The sequence below is a fragment of the Alsobacter sp. genome (assembly GCF_059501845.1).
The window spans coordinates 1,926,951-1,948,939 of the sequence record NZ_JCACDK010000018.1; the positions used below are offsets into that span (position 1 = coordinate 1,926,951).

General features: G+C 67.8%; 22 protein-coding genes and 1 tRNA gene. 9 read left to right on the forward strand and 14 right to left on the reverse strand.

What is annotated here, in order from left to right:
* Positions 1-156: 156 nt before the first annotated feature.
* Positions 157-831 (forward strand): thiaminase II, encoded by a 675-nt coding sequence (tenA, locus tag AC5JCN_RS23950; protein ID WP_495757601.1) that lies wholly within the window; start codon positions 157-159, stop codon positions 829-831.
* Positions 832-910: 79 nt separating this feature from the next.
* Complete coding sequence (locus AC5JCN_RS23955) at positions 911-1,594, forward strand: hypothetical protein (RefSeq protein WP_495757602.1); 684 nt, start codon at positions 911-913, stop codon at positions 1,592-1,594.
* Positions 1,595-1,633: 39 nt separating this feature from the next.
* On the opposite strand, the gene AC5JCN_RS23960 is transcribed toward AC5JCN_RS23955, so the two are convergent.
* From AC5JCN_RS23960 to aqpZ, 4 genes are all read right to left on the reverse strand, one after another.
* On the reverse strand, positions 1,634-1,867 hold the full coding sequence (locus AC5JCN_RS23960) for a hypothetical protein (protein ID WP_495757603.1): 234 nt from the start codon (positions 1,865-1,867) through the stop codon (positions 1,634-1,636).
* A gap of 139 nt (positions 1,868-2,006) precedes the next feature.
* Positions 2,007-2,150 carry a hypothetical protein gene (locus tag AC5JCN_RS23965; RefSeq protein WP_495757604.1) on the reverse strand — a complete coding sequence of 48 codons (144 nt, stop codon included), beginning with the start codon at positions 2,148-2,150 and terminating at the stop codon, positions 2,007-2,009.
* 78 nt (positions 2,151-2,228) lie between these two features.
* The gene (locus AC5JCN_RS23970) at positions 2,229-2,873 is read right to left on the reverse strand and encodes an SOS response-associated peptidase (RefSeq protein WP_495757605.1); all 645 of its coding nucleotides are present in this window, start codon (positions 2,871-2,873) and stop codon (positions 2,229-2,231) included.
* Between the two features lie 58 nt (positions 2,874-2,931).
* Complete coding sequence (gene aqpZ, locus AC5JCN_RS23975; RefSeq protein ID WP_495757606.1) at positions 2,932-3,645, reverse strand: aquaporin Z; 714 nt, start codon at positions 3,643-3,645, stop codon at positions 2,932-2,934.
* Positions 3,646-3,897: 252 nt separating this feature from the next.
* Between aqpZ and AC5JCN_RS23980 the strand changes: the two genes are divergently transcribed.
* Entirely contained in the window at positions 3,898-4,167 is a 270-nt protein-coding gene (locus AC5JCN_RS23980; RefSeq protein WP_495757607.1) for a hypothetical protein, read from the forward strand.
* Here the strand turns inward: AC5JCN_RS23980 and AC5JCN_RS23985 are convergent.
* The 3 genes from AC5JCN_RS23985 to AC5JCN_RS23995 form a co-directional block, all read right to left on the reverse strand.
* Positions 4,155-4,952 carry an AcvB/VirJ family lysyl-phosphatidylglycerol hydrolase gene (locus AC5JCN_RS23985; RefSeq protein WP_495757608.1) on the reverse strand — a complete coding sequence of 266 codons (798 nt, stop codon included), beginning with the start codon at positions 4,950-4,952 and terminating at the stop codon, positions 4,155-4,157. The genes AC5JCN_RS23980 and AC5JCN_RS23985 overlap by 13 nt on opposite strands.
* A gap of 147 nt (positions 4,953-5,099) precedes the next feature.
* A complete protein-coding gene (locus AC5JCN_RS23990; RefSeq protein WP_495757609.1) occupies positions 5,100-6,455 on the reverse strand; it encodes an AcvB/VirJ family lysyl-phosphatidylglycerol hydrolase in 1,356 nt (451 codons plus the stop codon).
* A gap of 117 nt (positions 6,456-6,572) precedes the next feature.
* Positions 6,573-6,809, reverse strand: coding sequence for a hypothetical protein (locus tag AC5JCN_RS23995; RefSeq protein WP_495757610.1), 237 nt, complete (start codon positions 6,807-6,809; stop codon positions 6,573-6,575).
* Between the two features lie 123 nt (positions 6,810-6,932).
* On the opposite strand from AC5JCN_RS23995, the gene AC5JCN_RS24000 reads away from it, so the two are divergent.
* The 4 genes from AC5JCN_RS24000 to AC5JCN_RS24015 all read left to right on the forward strand — a co-directional run bounded on the left by AC5JCN_RS24000 (position 6,933) and on the right by AC5JCN_RS24015 (position 9,288).
* Complete coding sequence (locus AC5JCN_RS24000; protein ID WP_495757611.1) at positions 6,933-7,652, forward strand: class II aldolase and adducin N-terminal domain-containing protein; 720 nt, start codon at positions 6,933-6,935, stop codon at positions 7,650-7,652.
* A 485-nt stretch (positions 7,653-8,137) separates the two neighbouring features.
* On the forward strand, positions 8,138-8,326 hold the full coding sequence (locus AC5JCN_RS24005; protein WP_495757612.1) for a hypothetical protein: 189 nt from the start codon (positions 8,138-8,140) through the stop codon (positions 8,324-8,326).
* Between the two features lie 88 nt (positions 8,327-8,414).
* Entirely contained in the window at positions 8,415-8,747 is a 333-nt protein-coding gene (locus tag AC5JCN_RS24010) for a hypothetical protein (protein WP_495757613.1), read from the forward strand.
* Positions 8,748-8,913: 166 nt separating this feature from the next.
* Positions 8,914-9,288 (forward strand): hypothetical protein, encoded by a 375-nt coding sequence (locus AC5JCN_RS24015; RefSeq protein WP_495757614.1) that lies wholly within the window; start codon positions 8,914-8,916, stop codon positions 9,286-9,288.
* 107 nt (positions 9,289-9,395) lie between these two features.
* Here the strand turns inward: AC5JCN_RS24015 and AC5JCN_RS24020 are convergent.
* From AC5JCN_RS24020 to AC5JCN_RS24030, 3 genes are all read right to left on the reverse strand, one after another.
* Positions 9,396-9,472, reverse strand: a tRNA-His gene (locus AC5JCN_RS24020).
* Positions 9,473-9,492: 20 nt separating this feature from the next.
* Positions 9,493-12,237: a bifunctional acetate--CoA ligase family protein/GNAT family N-acetyltransferase gene (locus AC5JCN_RS24025; protein WP_495757615.1), complete on the reverse strand. Its 2,745-nt coding sequence runs from the start codon at positions 12,235-12,237 to the stop codon at positions 9,493-9,495.
* A gap of 149 nt (positions 12,238-12,386) precedes the next feature.
* Positions 12,387-15,476 (reverse strand): PAS domain-containing sensor histidine kinase, encoded by a 3,090-nt coding sequence (locus AC5JCN_RS24030; RefSeq protein ID WP_495757616.1) that lies wholly within the window; start codon positions 15,474-15,476, stop codon positions 12,387-12,389.
* Positions 15,477-15,729: 253 nt separating this feature from the next.
* Here AC5JCN_RS24030 and AC5JCN_RS24035 point away from each other — a divergent pair, with 253 nt between their 5' ends.
* Positions 15,730-16,173 (forward strand): phasin, encoded by a 444-nt coding sequence (locus tag AC5JCN_RS24035; RefSeq protein ID WP_495757617.1) that lies wholly within the window; start codon positions 15,730-15,732, stop codon positions 16,171-16,173.
* Positions 16,174-16,297: 124 nt separating this feature from the next.
* The gene (locus AC5JCN_RS24040; protein ID WP_495757618.1) at positions 16,298-17,263 is read left to right on the forward strand and encodes a phasin family protein; all 966 of its coding nucleotides are present in this window, start codon (positions 16,298-16,300) and stop codon (positions 17,261-17,263) included.
* 46 nt (positions 17,264-17,309) lie between these two features.
* On the opposite strand, the gene AC5JCN_RS24045 is transcribed toward AC5JCN_RS24040, so the two are convergent.
* From AC5JCN_RS24045 to AC5JCN_RS24060, 4 genes are all read right to left on the reverse strand, one after another.
* Positions 17,310-18,728: a L,D-transpeptidase family protein gene (locus AC5JCN_RS24045; RefSeq protein ID WP_495757619.1), complete on the reverse strand. Its 1,419-nt coding sequence runs from the start codon at positions 18,726-18,728 to the stop codon at positions 17,310-17,312.
* Positions 18,729-18,824: 96 nt separating this feature from the next.
* Positions 18,825-19,505, reverse strand: a complete 681-nt coding sequence (locus AC5JCN_RS24050) for a LutC/YkgG family protein (protein WP_495757620.1) — start codon at positions 19,503-19,505, stop codon at positions 18,825-18,827.
* Positions 19,506-19,538: 33 nt separating this feature from the next.
* Positions 19,539-20,966, reverse strand: a complete 1,428-nt coding sequence (locus AC5JCN_RS24055; RefSeq protein ID WP_495757621.1) for a LutB/LldF family L-lactate oxidation iron-sulfur protein — start codon at positions 20,964-20,966, stop codon at positions 19,539-19,541.
* 187 nt (positions 20,967-21,153) lie between these two features.
* Positions 21,154-21,945, reverse strand: a complete 792-nt coding sequence (locus AC5JCN_RS24060) for a (Fe-S)-binding protein (RefSeq protein WP_495757622.1) — start codon at positions 21,943-21,945, stop codon at positions 21,154-21,156.
* Between the last annotated feature and the right edge of the window lie 44 nt (positions 21,946-21,989).

Genomic DNA, 21,989 nt, shown 5'->3' on the forward strand with positions numbered 1-21,989 from the left:
CTGCGACAAGGCCAGCCTGGGCCGTCCTGCTTCCGCCACCTTGGCGAAGGCATGATCTTCACTGTATTCGCCTGGAACTCACGTGCCAAGAATCACATGAATGGCAAAGCTCAAGGCCCGATGAAAGACGCCTGCCATGCCGGGGAGTGAAGATCCATGCAGACAACCTCTCAATTCTCTCAGGACGCCTGGACGAGGAACGCTGCTCGATTCGCAGCGATCCGCGATATGCCATTCAATACGGCGTTGGCCGACGGCTCGCTGCCCCTCGATGTCTTTCGCGGATACATGCTGCAGGATGCCCATTACCTCGTCGCCTTCGCGCAGGTGTTGGCAGTTGCGTCGGCAAAGTCCGACCACCCTGACGACATTGTCCGGTTCGCACGGGCCGCAGAGACCGCAATCGTCGTGGAGCGCGACCTGCACGGCACTTATTTCAAGTTGTTCGGGATTGCTCCCGAGGAGGCGGCACGCACGGCTCTGACGCCCGCCTGCCATCACTACCGGTCGTTCCTGCTGGCCACCGCGTTCCGCGAACCCTTGCCGGTGGTCGCTGCGGCGCTGCTCCCGTGCTTCTGGATCTATGCCGAGGTCGGCAAGCACGTGCACGCCATCGCGTCGCCCGGCAATCCGTACAGGGCCTGGATCGACACCTATGCCGGCGACGAATTCGATGCCGCGGTGCGCGACATGATCGCGGCGACCGACCGTCTCGGCGAGAATTCGCCATTGTCCCAGCGCGCCGGCATGGACGAGGCTTACGATACGGCGACCCGCCTCGAATTCATGTTCTGGGATTCCGCAATGCGGCGGGAGACATGGCCGATCTAGCCGGGCCGGCTTCCCGGGAACCGGCCCGTGCCGACAGAGTTTTGGCTCCACCGTGTTTCAAGGTTAAAGGAGACTTGACATGTCGGCTAAAATTGCAGCTTCGGTCGGCGCGCTTCTGCTCCCCGGACTGATGGCGTTCGCAGTGTCTCCGGCCTCGGCGCAGACAGGACCGCGGCTCGACCCCCGCTGCACTGCGTCTTCCGCCTATCATCGCGGCCTGGTCGACTGCCTCGTGACGGGCGCCATCGACGAGGTGACTGTCGAGCAGCGGGGCGGAACCGGGTCGTCCTCGAGCGCCAATCCGGCCTTCTTCTTCACGAATGGCGGCAACGGGTTCTTCCCCGGCGGCCCGACCGGCAGTGGCGTGAACGGCCAGGGCCCGGGCACCGGCACGACGGACGGCAGCACCAGCACCGGTAACAACTCGTCCGGCACCGGCAGTACCGGCTCGACCGCGGACGGCTCAGACTCCACCGGCACGGGAAGCACCGGAACCGGCGTCACCGGAACCGGCTCAGGCCAAGCCTCGGTTTCGGCCTATGGTCATGGTTCGTCGTCAGCCAGCACGTCGGGCAGCGCCAGCGCACAGGGCCAGGGATCGGGCACCGCCGGCGGCTCTGCGTCAGTAGGTTCGAATGGCGTGTCCGCCAGCGTTAGCGGCTCGGCCTCGGGCAGTGCATCCGCGTCCAGCAGCGGAAACGGCTCGGGTTCCGCCTCCGGCGCCGGAAGCGCGGGCGGGACTGCAAGCGCGTCGCGTTCGTGAGAGTAGGCGCTTGCGGGCCGGCCAACGGCCCGCGGGTTCCTACTCGCCCCGGCCCATGATGCAGTCGCGACCGAGATAGGCCGCGATCGCGTCCATGGCGTCCTGCTTCGACCCGTAGGGGCCCGTCTCGATGTCGTCGAGAGCGAGACCGGGGACCGGGACGATGATGAAGGCCTCCTCCACCCTGCGAATTTCCGCGAGTGTGCCTTCACGAGGAAGATCGACGTCCCAGGCGGGCGGGTTGGCGGACGTGGAATAAACGCAGACCGTCATGGCTCACCTCTGCTTGGCGGGAGACCAGAAGGTCTCCGGACCGGCCATGGCGCCGCAGCTCTTGCCGCGGTCGAGAGCCGGTATCATGCCACAGAGCGCGAGGCTTTCCACCCCCGGCGGGGCGATGGAGCGTACGCGGTCAGTTGACCGAGCCGGCGAGGGTCAGGGCGCTCGCAAGAGATGCGATGGCCGTGAAGAAGCTGAACACCGCGACGGCACCGAGGGTCAGCTCCACGATGTGCTTGCGGGGGTTGAACCCCTTGATGACCCGGACCGTCGTCATGGCTCGCCCGCCTCTGCTGGATGTCGAGACGAGGATGCGGCCAACGTGGTTGATGAAACGTGCTCAGGCGCACACGCCTCACGCGACAGCTGGAGCGGCGTCTTCCCGTGGCCCGCGGGCGACGACGGCGAGTGCCCCGTCCGGCAGAGGCCGCTGAAGCGCCAGAGCCTCCTCCACAGGTGCCTGCATCCAGGTCTCCATCTCCTCCGGCGTGGTGAGGATGACGGGCATGGCCTTGGGATGGACGGCACCCACCTCGGCATTCGCATCGGTCGTCAGGAAGCCGAAAAGCGTGTGCTCGCCCTCAATTTTTCTGCGAACACCGCGCCAATTCGTCCAAATTCCCGCAAAGGCGAAGAGTGGCCTGTCCTCGGACAGGGCGAACCAGACAGGCGTCTTGCGCGGCTTCGTGTCCTCCCACTCGCAGAAGGAGGTAACGGGCACGAGGCACCGGTTTGCCGGCTTGAGCCAGGCGCGCCAGTGCGGTGACCGGGTGTTGCGAATGTTGGTGACGGGCGGGCAGTCGAGCTTCACCGGGCCGGGCATGCCCCAGCGCATCGACACCAACTCGCGCACGCCATCCTTGCCGGTTCGCACGACCGGAGCGATGCCGTCGGGAAAGATGCCGGGAAGGGGCGGCAGGTTGCCGGTCTCGTCGCGCAGGGCGCGGGTGAGTTCGCGGATGGCCTGCTGGCCCTTGGTCATACTGTAGAGATTGCACATGGCCCGAAGAATACAGGCGTCCGGCGCGGAAGGCAGCCTCCCGCGCCGGTGATCAGCGTCACGCGCGGCCGGTGACCTCGGCCTCGATGTCCTGGCTCAGCCAGCGGTAGAGAACGCCGCCGATGACGCCGCCGGCGATGGGGGCGACCCAGAAGAGCCACAGCTGCGCCAGCGCCCAGCCGCCGACGAAGATCGCCGGGCCGGTGCTGCGCGCAGGATTCACTGACGCGTTCGTCACCGGAATGGTCGCCAGGTGGATGAGCGTCAGGCCGAGCCCGATGGCAAGCGGCGCGAAGCCTGCCGGAGCACGGCCATGCGTCGCACCCATGATGATGAAGAGGAACATCATCGTCATCACCACCTCGATGATCAGTGCAGCACCCAGGCCGTACTTGCCCGGCGAGTGCTCGCCATATCCGTTCGAGGCAAAGCCCTTGGCAAGGTCGAAGCCAGCAGCCCCGCTGGCGATGACGTAGAGCACTGCTGACGCGACGATGGCTCCAACGACCTGCGCGACGATGTAGGGGATCACCAGACCGCCGGGAAACCGGCCGCCCGCGGCAAGGCCCACGGTCACCGCTGGGTTGAGGTGGCAACCCGAAATGTGGCCGATCGAGTAGGCCATCGTGACGACGGTGAGACCGAAGGCCAGCGATACACCGAGCAGCCCGATCCCTACCTCTGGGAAGCCGGCGGCAAGAACCGCGCTGCCGCACCCCGCAAATGTCAGCCAGAACGTGCCAATGCCCTCTGCAACCAGCTTGCGCATCATCGTGAATGTCCCCCTGCAACTCTGCCACGTACGCTTTACTGTGATAAACTCAAGCAGATAAAGCCGTCAGTTCCAGAGCTAACTGGGGTTTGCCACAGCGACAAGACGCCAAGCTGGATGGCCGGTGACGCAGGCGGCGCACCTGGCTCGGCTCAAGCTCGCGAATCATGCAGTTGATGAGAGCGATGTGCGAAAAGTCACATTGCAGGATGGAACGTCTCCGTACGGTGTGGCGCGATGGAGGCCATAGGAATGGCGAACCCGGAACTCTCAGCAGAAGCCGAATCACTTTTGCTCCGGGCGGCCAAGGAAAATGGCCTGATCGTCGTCGAGTTGGCTGATGCCACGCCACTCGCGCCTCTCGACACGTCAGTGATGCAGCTTCTCGTTGCAGGTTATGTCGAGCCGCTCGACATGCCGCGGGAACGGGGGCGACGGCTCGACGCGCTGGTCTACGAGCTTACGGATCTCGGCTACGAGGTCGTGCGCCGCCAGAACCGGAGCGGGCTTCAGGGCGTCTGACCGGCCCCGTGGATCGCCCCTGTAGTGGGCAAAGAAGCGTGCCGTGAGGCGAGGCCTGTTGTCGCGCGGTGCCGGTGCAACCGCAGCGGCTTGGCGATCGCGCCTGCTATGTCCGCGTAATTACGCCCCAGGTCGTGTCCGCCGGGCAATTCCACGCGTTCGGCGGGATCAAACTGTGGATTGGTGCAGCTGGAATAGCCGCTCAGCCTTTCCTGAACGCCGAAGATGCAGACGAGCCGTGACCGCGGAACATGCTGCACGGTCTCCTGCAGCGGAATCGTGGGTCCGAAAGCCGCGTCGTAGCGGCCGGTCGGATCGATCCGCAGCGAGCCGTCATGGGTCGGCGCGATCATGGCGACGCGCACCGTACTGTCCTTGAGCTTGCGCGAGAGTGCGGGCCAGACAATCGGAAGAAGATCGGCGCCGAAGGAATAGCCGACGATGATCAGGCCCTGCCCGGACCCCGTGAGTCGCTCCAGGTAGTGGGCGATCTCCTCGCGCGCATGGTCGCTCACGAAGGTCCGGCGGCTGTCGATGCCGATGACGGTGAGGCCGTAGTCGACGAACTCCGCGGAGAGGTTTTCCTCCACATCCGTCCATCCCCCGTCGCCGGAAAGCAGCAGGACCCGGGAAGCGGTGTCGTCGGCAGAGGCGGCTTCCGCCGGATCCGGTGCCCGCTCGATGACGACGCCGGGCAGGTTCGGTTCGGGCGGGGGTGGCGCCGCCTCTCGATCATTGGCGCGCGCGGAGGGATGTTCGAGCGCAAGAACCAGGCCCGACGCCACGACGGCGAACAGGGTCCACAGGGCAGGCCAATGACGAAACCGTACGATACGAGGCATCGCGGGACCCCGAGACCTTCATACGGATGTCACTATAGGGCAGCCGCGCGCGATTGCGACCTCACGAACGCGTATTGATCGGCCCGCGCTTCACGCGCCCTTGCGGATCCGGTCCAGAATGGACTGCGCGATGGGCTCGTACTCCCCGTCGAAATGGTGCTTGCCGGGCCTTTTCACCAGCATGGTCGGGGCGAGTTCAGGCAGCAGGCAGCCCGTTTCCGCGGGATCCTCGTCCGCGCCGTAGAAGCAGATCACCTTCGCGGGTGCGTCCATCTGCTTGACCTGCGGGCCGACAGGAACGTCGTCGGAGTTGTCAACGCCGAGAAAGCCGGACACCGAGATCTCGAAGCTGGTCTTCGGGTCGAGGGCCAGCAACGCCAGCAAGCGCACGAGCCGTTGCTGCGTCGGCGGCAGCTTGTTGTAGGCAAAGGGGATGACGCCCGCGCCGAAGGAATACCCGACCAGGGCGACGTCCCGCGTGCCCCATTTCAGATCATAGGCGGCGATGATGCGGCCGAGGTCGTTGGCGATCGCGTCAGGCGTCTTGCGGTTCCAGAAGTAGCGCAGGCTGTCCACGCCGACCACGGCGACGCCATGCTTGCTGAGGTACTCGGCGATCTGCTTGTCGATGTCGCGCCAACCGCCATCGCCCGAATAGAACACCGCCAGCGTGCGCGGCTTTCCGTCAGCGGGCAACTCGACGATCGGCAGGTCGTCGAGTGTACCGGTGCGAGCCTCGGCCAGCCCGATGGCGGCCTTCGCCGCCTGCGCGAACATCGCCTCCGCCCCGCCCGTCTCCACGATCAGGCTGTTGTCCTTGTCAGCCTTGACGTAGGCCTCGGCAACGGGATCCGGGCCCGGCGTGACGGCGATCCAGCGGCCGGGAATGTCGTCGCGCGGCGGGTACTGGAACACGCCGTCCGGGAGCTTCACCTGCCGCTCGTGGTCGTCGCAGAGCGGAAGCCGCGACGGCAGCCTGTCGGAGACCCCGACGCTCACGGCGCCGGCCGCGGTGTTCAACGGTGCCTGGGAGGCGGACAGGTAGGCCACGGTTCCACCGAGGCCAAAGCCGAGCAGGACCGGCCAGCGGTACACGGGCATGGCCAGCGTGCGCTGGACGATCTGGGAGAGATCCTCGAATTCGCCGAGCGGGTAGTGGCAGTCGTCGTCATCGGACGCGCGCAAGGTGTCCAGGAGAGCCGGGCTCGAGACGAGGGCCGCGGCGACACCCTGCTCGGCGATGGTCTCGGCCTGCTTGCGGCGAAGATCCGTGAGACCATCGGAATCAGAGAGAATGATGACGAGCCCCTTCGGCTCGCCCTCGGGCGCGACGACGTCGACCTGGCCGAGAACCTCCTGGGAGACGGTCAGATGCCGGACTGCCGCCTGCGCTTGGCCGACGAGCAAGAAGATACCCAGTCCGGCCAACACTGTCCTGAGCGGCATTCTCGTCCTTCCATGGCGCGGCGCACCGACGGTCGAACCGGCGGCGCGTCACCATGTAAGGATCACGGCAGCGAGATCAACCCGGGTCGGACCCGGGCTGGTCGTGCGCCAAACGTCTCAGGTGCAGGGCTGCGGCTTCTGCGTGTCCGTCGTCTTGACCATGTTCTTGCAGTTGCTCGACATCGTCGAGCTGCTGGCGCGGGTGTGGTGCTTCTTCATTTTCTTCTTGTGGCTCATGCTCTTGTGCATGGTCTGGCCGTCCGAGGCGCCGGGCGCCTGGGTCGACATGTCTGTCTGGGCAAGGGCGGGCGTCACCGACAAGGCGACGATGGCTGCGAGAACTGAAAGTTTCATGGCTCACCTCCTGTAAGACGGAGACAACCCGGCAGCAGGCCGGCAGTTCCAGAGTTGCTGGATGCGTCTGGTTGCGGCTCACTCGACGCCGGCTCTATCGTGCGTCTCCCCCGGGAGAGACCGATGCAGCACGCCGAAGCCCGCCGCGACCTTGCCGCCGCCCTGCGCTGGACTGCGCGCCTGGGCATGCACGAGGCGATCGCCAACCACTACAGCCTCGCCGTCTCTCCCGACGGAAAGCGCTTCCTGATCAATCCCTATGGCCGTCATTGGTCGATGATGCACGCCAGCGACCTCGTGGAGATGGACGCGGAAGACCTGTCGACGGGTGTCGGCGACACGATCGACCCGACCGCGGCCGCCATTCACGGTGCCCTGCATCGCGCCGTTCCCCAGGCACGCTGCATCATGCACCTCCATTCCCGCTACGCGACGGCGCTCGCCTGCCTGAAGGATCCCGTGCTGCCTCCCATCGACCAGAACACCATGCGCTTTTTCAGCCGCGTCGCCGTAGACGATGGCTATGACGGCATGGGGCTAGGCGATGAAGCCGAGCGCATCGCCCGAACGCTGGGCAATCGGTCTGTTCTCGTCATGGGCCAGCACGGGGTGCTCGTGACAGCCCCCGACGTCGCCCAGTGCTTTGACACGATCTACTATTTCGAGAAGGCGGCCGAGACCTACGTCACGGCGCTCTCGACCGGGCGGCCCCTGAACGTCGCCTCAGACGAGGTCGCCGAGAAGACGGCGCGGCAATGGGAGGAGTATCCGGGCTTCGCCGCGAAGCACCTCTCCGCCATCCGCGAGGTGCTGGACGCGCAGGAGCCAGACTATCGCGACTGACTTGTCCCGGGCGGGTTACTCTGCCCGACAGTGCAACCCGGCTGCGTTGCAGTGATAGGTGTTGAGGCACATCGTCCACGCCGCGCAGCAGGTCGTGGATGTCGTGTCCGGCGCTCCGAGGCAGCCGCCCAGCCGCACCGTGCACTGGCGCTCGACGTCGGCTGTACAGAGAAACTGAATCTTGTTCGGCCGTGGCGTCACGTTGGAGGGCCACTCCGGCTCCGCTTGGGCGTGCAACGGCAGGGCGAGCAGCAGGAGGCTGGCGAGGAGCGTCCGCATGGTCGTTCCAGGTCACGGAAGTGCAGGTGGTTCATTCGATGGCTGCGATTTAGCGAGGTTGCGTTACACGCGGGTGACACGCATCGCGCGTTACGGATTGAAGGTGCGTGAGGGAGGCGGGGCGGGTTTCCTGTCCCGCGTGTCGTCGCCGTCACGCCGACGCGACATCGGAGATGCTATGCCAGCGGCGCCAACGGGGAATCATGATGCCGAGCGACGAGCGGACCACATTGGTCGTCCTGCGCCAGCAGCTGGAGAAGGCGAAGGCGGAGCTGGGCCGTCCCGGCGCCCGGAATGCCCGTAATTCCGGGCGGATCAAGCAACTCGACGATGCGATGACGGCCGTCGAGGTGATGATCGAGCGTGGCCCCAGGAACAGGCTGCGCGCCGGCTGAGGCCGGACATCCCTCGCCGGTGTGAAACAGCTCACAGACGCCGGCCGTCTGTACGGCTCGACTCCCCGCACCTGAGCGGGAGGCGAGCATGCTTGCGGAAGACGCGGTTTTCCTGGCTTTCACGGCCTTCAACGGCCTGCAGATCGTCTCCTACGGCCCACAGATCGCCGCCGTGGCACGCGACCAACACGGTGCGACGGCCATCGCCTACTCGACCTGGATCATCTGGCTCCTCGGCAGCGCGGCGACGACGGCCTACGCGCTCGTCAATGTCTGGGACGTCTGGCTGGCGGCGGTCAACGCGGTCCACACCGTGTGCTGTCTCGCGGTGCTGCTCCTCACCGCCTGGAAGCGGCAGGCCCTGCACGCAGCGCAGCCGTCGTCCGCTCACAGCGGCGTCGAATCGGCTCGGCTTCCTTGAAACGATGCCTGCGCCAAACCCTCCAGCAATCGGCGGGAGCCAATATTGGCTTCGGGCCGCAGCGGCCTCAACGCGATTAAAATTCAAGCCTTCGTTCACCGCGTCCCTAAACGAAACGCTCAGGCCGGACTGATACCGTCGTGACCGATACTAGTTGAGGATCACGATGACTTACCTGTCCCGCATGATTACGATGATCGCTGCCGCTGCAACCCTTACGGGATGTGCGTCCCGCTCCGAGAACATCGCCGCCGCGTATGTCTCGCCGATCTCCTACCAGAACTGGTCGTGTCCGCAGATCAGCGAGGAAGCCGCTCGGCTGTCCTCGCGCGCCGCACAGGTCGCAGGCGTGCAGGACTCCAAGGCGACCGGCGATGCGGTTGCCACCGGCGTGGGCGTCGTCCTGTTCTGGCCAGCCCTGTTCTTCATCAAGGGTGACTCGACGACCGCTGCCGAGCTGGCCCGCCTGAAAGGCGAAATGGAAGCGATCGAGCAGGTCAGTATTCAGAAGCGCTGCGGCATCCAGTTCCGGCGCAGCTGATCGGCCTGGCATCTGCGATGTCGGCTCCGCGAGTGACGGCACAGCCACCTGACGGTGGCTGTGCGAGGCACCGCCAGGCACGTCTGAGGCAGGTCGGGCAATTCGCGTGGTACAGCTGCCCCGGCTTGAACGGGGGACCTCTAGATCCACAATCTAGCGCTCTAACCAACTGAGCTACAGCTGCAGACCAACGCGGCGTTGGTCCTAGGCCGATCCGGCCGAATTTTCAACCCGAAACTCGTGCTCGCCGATCCGGGCGGCCTGGGCAACGTCGAGCGTCACCACCTTGACATCCCTGTCGTCCGGGTCGGACTTCACGCCGAAGCCGAGCGCTTCCACCATGGAGAGCATGGTGGTGTTCTCGCGCAGCACCTGGCCCTTCACGGTCGAGAGCCCGTCGGCCTGTGCGTACTCGATCATCAGCTTCATGAGGGCCCAGCCGAGGCCGCGGCCTTTCAGGTCGGAGCGAAGCAGGATGGCGTATTCGCCGACCTCGTGATTGGCGTCGGAATGCAGGCGCACGACGCCCAGCAGGTCACCCGTCTCCGGCTCGGTGGCCGCGAAGGCGATGGCGCGCGAATAGTCGAGCTGGGTCAGCCTTGCGATGAAGGCATGGCTGAACTCCTTCATATGGGCGAAGAAGCGCAGCCGGAGGTCCTCGGCCGTGACGCGCGCAAAGAAGGGCGGGTAGAGCGGCTCGTCTTCCGGCCGCACCGGCCTGACGTCGACCCGCCAGCCGCCCTTCAACGTCAGCTGCCGCTCCCATTCCTTGGGATAGGCCTTGATGGCGAAGCGGGGATTGCCGGTCTCCCGCCTGCGGGACTGCGGCAGCGCCTCGACGCCGATGCGTGCGTCGAGCGCGATGACGCCATGCTCGTCGGCGAGCAGCGGATTCAGGTCGAGCTCCCGGATCTCGGGCACGTCGGCCGCGAGCTGCGCCAGCTTGACCAGCACGAGTGCGACCGCATCCACGTCGGCGGCTGCGATGCCTCGGTAGGCTTGCAGCACGCGCCAGACACGCGTGCGCATCATCATGGTGCGGGCGAGGTTCATGTCGAGCGGCGGAGGGGCCAGCGACTTGTCGCCGATGACCTCCACCGCCCGGCCGCCCCGGCCGAACACGACGACAGGCCCGAAGGTGGGGTCGTCGGCGAGGCCGGCGATGAGTTCGCGGCCGTGAGGGCTGGTGATCACGGGGTGGACGGTCACGCCGTCAATGCGGGCATCCGGGCGCTCGGCTGCGACGCGGGACAGCATCGCCGCCGTGGCCGCGGATACGCTCTCCGGTGAGGTGAGGTTGAGGACCACGCCGCCCACCTCGGACTTGTGCGGAATGTCCTCCGACAGAATTTTAACGGCCACTGCCTGGCCTGCCGCGAGGAAGGGACCCGCGACGCGGCTCGCTTCCTCCGGAGTGGCGGCCACCCGGGACGCGGCAAGCGGGATGCCGTAGGCGGCCAGGACAGCGGAAACCGCGGCGGGGTCGAGCCAGCGCCGGCCGGCGGCAAGTGCTTCTCGGACGGCCGCGCGGGCCCCCTCCGTGTCCGGCGAGAAACCGGCAGGCAGGCTCGGCGGGGTCTCCATGAGGAGCGTCTGCGCCTTGCGGTAGGCGACGAGGTGCATGATGCCCTCGACCGCGTCCGACTCGGTGGTGTAGCTCGGCACGCGCGCCTGCTCGAAGGCTTCGACTGCCGGGTCCGGCCCGCCCAGCCAGACGGCAAAGACCGGCTTGGGCCGCAGGCTCGAGCGCCGGTGCTCTGTCACGACATCCGCGACGGCTTGTGCCGCTGCCGCCGCGTCGGCCAGCGCCGTCGGGCAGTTCATGGTGAGCACCGCGTCGGTGCCGGGATCGGCGAGCAGAAGGCGAAGCGCTCTCGCATAGGCGGCCGCATCGGCCTCGCAGCCGAGGTCGACCGGATTGCCGCCGCTCCACTCCGGCGGGGTCACTTCGCTCAGGGCCTCGCGCGTGTCCGGCGCCAGCGTCGCCAGTTCCGCCTCCAGGTCGCCGAGCCTGTCGAGCGCGAGCAGGCCGAGGCCGCCGCCATTGGTGAGCACCGAGACCCGCTCGCCCGTGAACGGCCCGACTCTCGCCAATGTCTCGACGGCCGAGAACAACGCATCGAGGTCCGGCACGCGAAGCAGGCCGGCGCGGCGGAACGCCGCGTCGAACACCGCGTCTGAGCCCGCCAGGGCCGCCGTGTGCGAGGCGAACCGGCCGGTGCCCGCCGCATGCCGGCCCGCCTTGAGCACGATGACCGGCTTGGTCCTGGCCGCGGCCCGCGCCGCCGACATGAACTTCCGCGGGTTCGTCAGCTGTTCAATGTAGAGCAGGATGGCCCTTGTTCCGCGGTCCTGCGCGAAATGGTCGAGGCAATCGCCGAAGTCGATGTCGATCTTGTCGCCAAGCGTGATCAGGCCGGAGACGCCCGCTCCGCTCCGCTCGGCCCGCTCGAGAATGGCGGTGGCCACGGCTCCCGACTGCGAGATGACGGCGATGTCGCCTCGCCGCGCCAGCCGGGCGGAGAACCCCGCCTGGAACCCCGTCTGCGGGGAGACGACGCCGAAGGACCCCGGACCGACCAGCCGCATCCCCGCTTTGCGTGCCGTGGCCGCAATGCGCCCGGCCTCCTGCGGCTCCAGACCGGATGTGACCAGGATCGCGGCGGCAACGCCCATCTCCGCGGCCTGCTCGACGATCGCGGGAACATCGGGCGCCGGGGCTGTCACTACAACGACGTCGGGAGGCACGGCGAGATCGCGCAGGGATGCAACGGTGGCCCTTCCCTCGACCTCGCGATGGTGCGGGTTGACGACGGCGACGTCGCCCTCGAACCCGGCAGCGGCGAGGTTGCGCAGGATCGCTGCGCCCCGGGACGTCCGGTCAGGGCTCGCGCCGACCACCGCAACGGAGCGTGGCGCGAACAGGGTGTCCATCCGCCAGGTGCTCATCCCAAGCCTCCATCGGAGCCGCTGTATCCCCGGTGACACGGGGCCAGCGTCTCGGCAAGCGCACATTGTGCGCTGCAGCATAGCTCGAGCTTACGATTGCGACATGACGCGGATCATTGTGACGGACGGAACCGCGCGAGATTGCTGCTCTACTCGGCGAGAACGCGCGTCGTCGGGAAGGTGACCTCGACGAGAGTACCGGCCTCCCGCGCGCTGCGGATGACGAGCGCAGCCCGGTTTGCCTCGATCAGCGCCTTCGTCAGCGGCAGGCCGAGGCCGGTGCCACCGGACCGGCGAGTCGTCGCCACCTGGCGGAACGGCTCCAACGCGGTCTCGATATCCTTGTCGTTCATCCCGATCCCGGTGTCGCGCACGCGCACCACCACCTCGCCCGCATCGGTGAAGGCGGTCGAGACGATGACCTGTCCACCGGGATCCGTGAACTTGATGGCGTTCGAAAGCAGGTTCAGAACGATCTGCCGCAGCGAGCGCTCATCGGCCACAACCCTCGGCAGGCGCGGGGCCAAGGCCGTGCGGACCACGACCTTCCCCGTGCCCGCCTGCGGTTGCATGATCGCGACAGACCGCGACACGATTTCGTTCAGGTCGACACTGACGAAAGTGAGGTCGAAGCGGCCGGCCTCGATCTTGGAGAGATCCAGCAGGTCGTTGACGAGGCTGATGACGTGCCCGCCGGACGCGTGGATGTCGCGCAGGTACTCGAGATAGCGCTCGTTGCCGATCGGCCCGAAGCGCTCCTCGATCATCACCTCGGCAAAGCCGATGATGGCGGAGAGCGGCGTGCGGATCTCGTGGCTGATCTTGGCCAGGAAGTCCGACTTCTGGGCGCTCGCCTCTTCGGCCGCCTTGCGGGCCTCGACCAGTTCGGTCTCCGCCTTCTTCCACGGCGTGAGGTCGCGCAGCACGGCGCAGAACTTCCGGTCGGGCGCCTCCGAGATGGAGCCGAGCGTCATGAACAGCGGGATGCGCCCGCCCTGGCGCACCCGGCCGATCACCTCGCGCCCGTCGTTCATGATGCTGGCGACGCCGTTGCTGCGCAGCCCCTCGAGGTAGTCGAGCGCCGTGGCATGACTGTCGGGAGCTAAGAGCGAGATGAAGGCCTCGCCGGCGACTTCCCGCTGGTCGTAGCCGAAGAGAGCCTCGCCCGAACGGTTGACCGAGAGGATGCGGCCAGCTTCGTCGATCGTCACGACGCCGTCGGTCGCCGTGTCGAGCATGGCCCGCAACTCGCGCGCGTCGTTCTCGCGCCTGGCAAGGTCCATCTCCGCCGCCCGCAGGCGCGGATTGGCGTCCGGTTCTGGAGACCGGCGGAAGGACATCATCGTGGCCGGCAGGCCATCCCACACGATCGTCTGCAGCCGCGTCTCGACCAGCACGGAAGACCCGTCGCTCGTCTCGAGCGACACCGACGCACCATCCCCCGGCTCGCCTTCGGCAGGCTCGGGGGGACGCCCGCGGAACAGGCGCTGCAACCCGCCATCCTCAAAGAACGCGTCGATCGTGTCGTAGCCGAGCAGGTCGAGCAGCGGCCGGTTCATGACGATGGGAACCGCGCCGCGGCTGACCAGAATACCCAGCGGAAGCCGGTCGAACAGCAGGTCGGCGTGACGCGAGAGATCAGAGGCCACGGCGACAGGCGCGGGCTCGGGAAGGTCCTCTTCCGGCGCAAGCTCATCCGGTTCGGGCGCAACCTCGGCCTGGACAGGTTCCGGCTCGGGGTCGGGCAAAGCTGCCGGCGGTGGGAGGATTTCCTCCGGCACGGCGCCGGTCGCGGCAGGTGAGGGGGCGATGGCCGCGTCGTCCTCCTGGCCCTCGATCCTGGCACCCAGCGCGCGCGCAATTTCGCGGAAGGCGTGGCGCTCGCTCCTGCTCAGCGCCGGCGCCTCGACCAGAGGCGGCCCGTGCAGATGCACGACCTTGGCACCGGGCGGCTGCGGCCGGCCGTTCACCCGCACCTCGCCGAACGAAACGACCGTGCCCGGCTCGGGCAGCGGCACGGCAGTGTCGGTTTCTCCGCCGGCGCCATGATCGTTCGCTTCACTGGGCTCGGAATCGTTTGCGGCCTCGGGGCTCGCTTGCCGGACGGGAGCACCTGAAAGGCTTTCCGTGGCTTGCCCGGAACCCGATGCGACCTCGGGAACCGAGCCCGCGACTTCGGCGAGGGGTTCCAGCTCCGCAGTCCCGGACGAGGCACGTTCATCGCTCGACGGCCCGTCCTCGGCCAGCGCTGCCCTCTCCGCCTCGGCTTCGTCGGCTTCGAGTTCGGTGGGCCGGTCGGCTTCCGGTAGGGCGGCGTGCTCGGCCGGCGGCAGTTCGCGGTCGAGCCGGCACACCCCGAAGCCGCGGAAGCCCGTGAAGGCGCGCTGGGCATCGAAGCCGGGCACACCCGACAGGGCCACCGGCACGCGGAAGGCCGCGCCATCCACTGGCCAGGCCAACTCGATCCCCGTGAAAGTCTTGTGGTCCGCAAGGGCCGCCGCGAGCGACCCGACGGGGTCTCCGATCCCCTGCCGGAGCAGGGCGTCGAACGAGGTTCCAGGCAGTGGTCCGAGCGGATCGCCGAGGACGGCCGCCAGCTCAGGCGAGGTCGAGACGATGCATCCGTCCTTGTCCGTCTGCCACACGAAGCGCAACACGGGGCGGCTGCCGTTGCGTGCCCGCAGGCTCTCGAGCGTCACCGGCTCGGGTGTGGCATCCGGCGAATCATCCGGCGTGGCCGCGTCGGCATCCGCTGCCGGCGAGCCGTCGCCGAGGCCCTCGGGTTCGCCAATCAGCAGATCCGGCAGGGCCCGGAAGCCGTCGTCCAGGCGGCCGGGCACGGCCCTGGCGCCGAAGCCGACGGCGACCAGGACCGGTTCGCCGCCTGGCAGGACCGCGCGCCGGCAGGAAAGCGTCACCGCCTCAGAGCGCCGGCCGGCATGAATACGGACGCGTTCCAGCCGGGCCCCGGCGGACGGTGCGTCCCGCTGTGCGAGCTCCGCGAGGCGGCCCACCGGGATCAGCCGGGGATCGAGAGGGCGCGATTCGATGTCCTGCGCCGAGCGGGCGCCGAAAAGGTGCGCACCGGCTGGCGTGCTCCACAGAACCTGCGTACCGTCTGCCGAGATGACGAGCACGGCCGCGCCGCGGCCCGCCAGCGATTCGAGCTCCTGGCGGAGTTCGCGCGATGCCCGTTCGTCGTTCGGCCGCAGGATGTCGCTATCGGCGCTGTTCGACACTTACGCTCCCGGCGCTTCGGCGCCCCCTTTTCGTCGGAAGCCCTAACAAAGATTTAATATAAAGGCTCGGACCGTCTCAGGTCCATGCTGGGGAGGCAGCCCACAGCGGCCTTTCGTGTTAGTCTTAATGGCGCGTCCGTCGCTTGACGTTTGTGCAGCGCATCAATATTGTGCAGCGCAATAAATTCCGCCACAGGTCCAGGAACCGCACCGTGGCGTCTGTGGCCCCGCGGTTCCCATGAGGACGGCGATCATGAACCAGAACAAGCTTCCGTACGAACTCCCGACCGAGGTCCGCGATTTCGCTGAGAAGAGCGTCGAACAGGCCCGCAAGGCGTTCGACGGCTTCCTGGGAGCCGCCAACAAGGCCGTCGCCGCTGCGGAGACGCAGAGCACCGCGATGCAGGCGAACAGCAAGGACATGGCCAGCAAGGCCATCGGCTTCGCCGAGCAGAACATCAGCGCCGCTTTCGACCTCGCGCAGAAGATCGTGCGCTCCAGGGACGTGCAGGAGATCCTGCAGCACCAGGCCGACTACATGCGCTCACAGGTCTCCGCCCTGCAGTCGCAGGCGCAGGACTTCGGCCATAGCGTCCAGGCGTCCGTGCAGAAGGTTTCCGAGGAGGCGCAGGCCACCTTCAAGAAGGCCGCCGCCGACGTGGAGAAGGCGACCTCGGACCTGACCAAGCCGAAGTGACGCAATCGGAAGAGGCCGTGTTGCGGCCTCGCCCGCACAGGAATCCCGGGGCCCTATGCCCCGGAGCGGCCCGAATCCTGGCGCGCCGGAACCTTTCGCGGGCCGCGACGACGAGAGGTGAAGCATGCCCACCGACACGATGAAGCCGGCCGCCCCGGCGCCGTCCGTTTCCAACAAGCCCGCCGTGAAGCCCGCGGTCGCAGCCAAGCCGCCGCGCGCCGTGGCCCTGAAGGCGTCGGCCGCCAAGCCGGCAGTCGCCAAGGCTGCGCCCGTCGTGGCCCCTGCTTCTATTCCGGCCGCTGCACCTGCTGCCCTGTCGAAGACCGTCGACGCAAAGAAGACGGGGCCGCAGAAGATCGCGGACAAGAAGGCAGCGGCGAAGCCTCTCGCGGCGAAACTGGCGGAAACCAAGCCCGCAACGGCCACGCGGCCTGTCGCCGCGAAGCCGGTCGCGCCCATCCTGTCCCAGGTTCCGGCCGCGCCGAAGCCAGCGCCTGCCGCTCCGGCGCCTGTAGCGGCTGCCCCCGCCGCCAAGGCTCCTGCCGCCGCGAAGCCGTCAATTCCGGCGCCTGTCGCAAAGGCGCCGGTCGCGGCTGCCCCAGTTGCGGCTGCCCCGGTCGCGACGCCGACCCCCAGCCCCGCCGTCACCGCTCCCCGGCCTGCTCTCGCCGCCTGGTCGAAGCCCGCCGCCGTGGGCGAAGTGCTGCCCCAGGCCATCACCGGAATGGCCAGCACCGGCCTGAACCAGGCCCGTGAAGGCTATGCGACGCTCAAGGAGTCCGCCGAGGCTCTCTCGGCCGGCTTCGAGACGAGCACCCAGGCCGCCGCGCGCGGCGTGCAGGACTTCTCGAAGACGCTGCTCGACGCCATCCAGGCCAACACGGACGCAACGCTGGGCTTCCTGCGTGCCCTCACCGGAGTGCGCAGCATGTCCGAGGCGATCGAGATCCAGGCCAGCCACGCCCGCCGCCAATTCGAGACGATGAGCAGCCAAGCCAAGACCCTCACCGGCATTGCCCAGCGCACCGCCACCGAATCGACCGAGCCCGTTCGCAAGGCGCTCGACCGGACGCTGCGCCGCAGCGCCTGATCACGCCGACAGGGCTGTGCTTCGGGGCGCCGCCCGCCTGGCGACGTCAGCGCAGTCTCTGCGCGTCCTGCGACGGCGCGATCGTCGCCGTCGCGATGTCCGGCTCCGGCTGCGGGGCCGTATCGAGACCGTAGACGTCGTCACGGAAATGGACGACGCCGTCCCCGGTCACGAATCCCGTCAGGTAGACCCAGGCGACCGGCACCGGCTGGGGCAGGCGCACGTCCTCCCGTTCCGGCGAGGCAACGGCGGCGTCGACCTGCACACGTGTCCAGCCCTGCGGCTGCAGCAGCCAGGTCGCGAGGTCCAGAACGCCCGCGACGCGCACGCAGCCATGCGACAGGAAGCGGAAGTCCTTGCCGAAAAGCCGCTTCGACGGCGTGTCGTGCATGTAGACCGACTGGCTGTTCGGCATGGCGATGCGCACCGCACCAAGCGCGTTGGCGCTCCCGGAATCCTGGCGGAACGTGTAGTTGACCGCCTTCTCCGTCGACCAGTCGATGGCTGCGGGATCCACCACGGCGCCGGTCGCGTCGAGCATCCGGATCTGCGACTTCGCCAGGTATCCCGGATCCAGCCGCATCTTCGGGATCAGTTCCTTCTTGATGATCGAGACCGGCACGGTCCATGTCGGATTGAAATTTACGGCACCGATCCTCGCCTCGACGGTCGGGGAGGGGTGCTTGGGGTCGCCCGCGATGGCGACGTATCGGCGCGTGACGACGCCGTTGTCGACAGCCTCGACGGCCGCCGAAGGGATGTTCACCACCACGTGCCGCGGCCCGAAGCCGAACGCGGTTTCCGACAGCCGCTGAGCTGACGCCGCCAGCGACCGCTGGCGCACCTCGGCGGGCACGTTCAGCGCATTCACCGTCGCCGGACCGACGAGCCCGGTCGCAGGCAGGCCATAGCGGTCCTGCGTCCGCTTCACCGCCGCCACGAGCGCGGGGTCGTAGACGGGGTTGCCGATGTCGCCGCCATCCTCTCCCTCCGCCGCGAGCCGCTCGCGAAGCGTGATGACGGCCATGTCCGATACGCCGGGCTTCAGCGTGACCGACGGGAGGGACGGCCAGCCGCCGCGCACGACAATGCCGGCATAAACGGCCGCGGCGTGCTGGATCATTCCGGCGCTGCCGGCATGGTAGCTTGGCCGCGGGTCCTGCGAGATCTTCGGCTCCGGCAACGGGGCAGGGGCAGGCGGCTTCTTCGCGACCACCTTCGGGGGCACGGCGGGCGCCGGCAGGGCAGCAGCCGACTCTTGGGGCGCCGGCCCAGCCGGAACGGCCGGCGGCGCGTAGCCTTGCGACGAGCCCGCCGTCTCCGCGGTGCGTGCCGGCGAAAGGATCGTCGACGCCGGCGCGGCCTCCTGCCCCAGCGCGGGAACGCTACCCGACAGAAGGAGCACGGCGAGGCCGCGGACGAAGGCAGGACGCAGGTGCGTCAGGAGGGGGCGAGACTGGGACACACCCCATGCTCCCGCCGAATGGTTAACCAAGCACGACCGGAACCGGGCGAATCTGCGGCAAAGCTCCAGTGAAGCGAAGCAGCTTGCAGCTTCGAGTCAGGGTCGGTCGTCCCGAACAACCAGAACGTGCACGCTGCGCGGGCCATGCGCGCCGAGCAGCAGCGTTTGCTCAATGTCGCCGGAACGCGAGGGCCCCGTGACCCAGTTCACGGTTCGCGGCATCTCGCCCTTGCCGAAGCGCTCCCGCAGGCGGGCCCACACGCCCTCATAGTCGCCGGCGATGTCGCGCGCGGAGACGACCAGGATCGAGTAGTCCGGCAGGAAGTTCAGCGTCGTCGGGTTGTCGGGCCCCGAGACGGTGACCACGGTCCCGGTTTCCGCAGCCGCCCCGAAGGCGTGCGTGACGGCGACGAGGTCGCCTCCGTCGCTGCGGCCCGTCGAGACGTCGAGCATCGTCTCGGCCCACGGCATGGCGTTGAGACGGGGGTCGTCTCCGCGGCGCAGCCGAGCGGGCAGGTTGGCGAGGCGCAGATACTCAGCGACCGCCTCCGGCACGTCCTTGGCGTCCGCGACCTCCGCAACGGTTGCGAGGCTTGCTTCCGCCTGCGCGCGGAAAAGCGCGAGCCGCTCGGAGCCGTCGACCTTCGCGCGTTCGGGCACCAGCCCTGCCGGCGCGCTCGCGATGCGCTCCTCGACCGCCGTTCGGCGCGGCGCCTCGCGGCCGGTGACACCGAGCGAGCGGCGGATGGTGGAGAGGATTTCGTCCCGGGCGCTCATGGCGGCTCGCGTTCGATGGTGATTCTGGCGACGTCAGCGGCGGGTGCGCCGCTGCTTCCACTGCTGCTGGAAGGTGGCGCCCTGCGGCGCGGGGAAGTCGCGGTACTGCGTCCAGCCGCCCGCGCCCGGCAGGGACGCGAAGCGGCCCTTGTTCCGCCCCAACCAGGCGAGACCGCGAATGGCGACCCCGGTTGCAAAGCGATAGAGCGAGGGGCGCCTGGCGAAATAACCCCAGAGCGACAGACCTGAGCGCACTGTGGCGGGGGTGAGGTGGCGCTCGAACTCACGCTCGCGCCAGTGGCGCATCAGCTTGGGCAGGGGAATGCGCACGGGGCACACGCTTTCGCAGCGCCCGCAGAAGGTCGAGGCGTTCGGCAGGTGGCCGGCCTTGTCGACGCCGATGAGCGTGGGAGTCAGCACGGCGCCCATCGGGCCGGGATAGACCCAGCCATAAGCATGGCCCCCGACCGCGTGGTACACGGGGCAGTGGTTCATGCAGGCGCCGCAGCGGATGCAGCGCAGCATGTCCTGAAACTCGGTGCCGAGCATGGCCGAGCGGCCATTGTCCAGCATGACCACGTGGTACTCCTCAGGCCCGTCCGGATCTTCCGGCCGGCGGGGGCCCGTGGAGAAGGTGGTGTAGACGCTCATCTCCTGGCCGGTGGCCGAGCGCGCCAGAACGCGCAGGATCTGCGTCGCGTCCTCCAGCGTCGGCACCACCTTCTCGATGGAGGCGATGACGATGTGGATGCGGGGCAGAATTTGCGTCAGGTCGCCATTGCCTTCGTTGGTGACGATGACCGACGTGCCCGTTTCCGCGATCAGGAAGTTCGCCCCGGTGATGCCGACGTCCGCGGCGAGGAAGCGGTCGCGCAGCACGCCCCGGGCCTCGGTGAGCAGCTTCACCGGCTCGGAGAGGTCGCGGTCCTTGTCGAGATGCGTGTGGACGCGGCGGAAGTCGCTTTCAACCTGCGTCGCATTGACGTGGACGGCCGGCGCGATGATGTGCGAGGGCGCTTCGTTGCGCAGCTGGATGATGTACTCGCCGAGATCGGTCTCGACCGGCCTGATCCCGGCGGCCTCGAACGCCTGGTTCAGACCCATCTCCTCCGAGATCATGGACTTGCCCTTGGTGACGGTCTTCGCGCCCGCCGCCCTGCACAGGTCGAGAATGATCTTGCGCCCTTCCTCGGCCGTTCGGGCCCAATGGACCTTGCCGCCGGCCTTCGTCACGGCCTCTTCGTAGCGCTCGAGATAGAGGTCGAGGTTCTCGAGGGCGTGGTTCTTGATGTCGCGCGCGCTGTCCCGCAGCGCCTCGAACTCGGGCATGCGCAGCACTGCGGCGGCGCGCTTGTCGATGAAGCCCTGCCGGACGTTGCCGAGCGCCTTCTGCAGCTGCGGGTCGCGCAGCGCCTGGTGGGCATTTTCCTTGAACTGCGGCGAGGTGGGATGCGCGGTCATGGGCTGATCCGGGGGAAAGCACGGTTCGAACGATTGGCTGGCTTTCCCTTGTCATCCCCGGCCGGAGCGGCGGAGCCGCGGAGGGGAAGGGGAGCCAGGGCAGCTTGCCCGATCCCCTGGATCCCCTTCCCGCGCCTGCGGCGCGCCGGGGATGACAACGGAGAACAGGGTGTCCGGCTGGTGGTGCTCACCGGCCCTGATCCTTCGGCAGGCCGATGGGCGGTTCGTCTGTCATGCCGGCGAGAACCTCAGCCACGTGGCGGACCTTAACGTCGCGCCCCTCGCGGGAGAGCTTGCCCGCCATGTTCATCAGGCAGCCGAGGTCGCCCGCGAGCAGGGTCGGCGCTTCCGTCGCCACGATGGTCTCGGTCTTCTTGCCGACGATGGCGTCCGAGATCTCGCTGTACTTCACCGCGAAGGTGCCGCCGAAGCCGCAGCACACCTCGCTGTCCTTCATCTCGGTGAGGGTCAGACCCTCCACGCTGGTCAGCAGCATGCGCGGCTGGCTCTTGACGCCGAGTTCGCGCAGGCCCGAGCAGGAGTCGTGGTAGGTCGCCACGCCGTCATAGCGGGCGGTGACCCCCGTGACGCCCATCACCTCGACCAGGAAGCTCGTCAGCTCCCACGTCTTCTGCGCCAGCACGTCGGCCCGGCGGGCGAGGTTGGGGTCGTCGTGGAAGAGCTCGGGATAGTGCCGCCTGATCATCCCCGCGCACGAGCCTGAGGGGGCGACGACGTAGTCGAACGGCGCGAACGCGGTGATCACCGCCTCGGCCAGATCCCTGCTGGTTGCACGGTCGCCGGAGTTGAAGGCCGGCTGGCCGCAGCAGGTCTGCACGGGCACCTCGACAGTGCAGCCGGCATCCTCCAGCAGCTTGACCGCGGCGAAGCCGACGGAGGGGCGCATCAGGTCGACGAGGCAGGTGACGAACAGCCCCACGCGCGGTCGCACGGGCCGTTCGGACGCATCACCCTGCATGAATTCCATCTCCGGCGGAAAAATCGCGGTCGCAAGAGTTACAG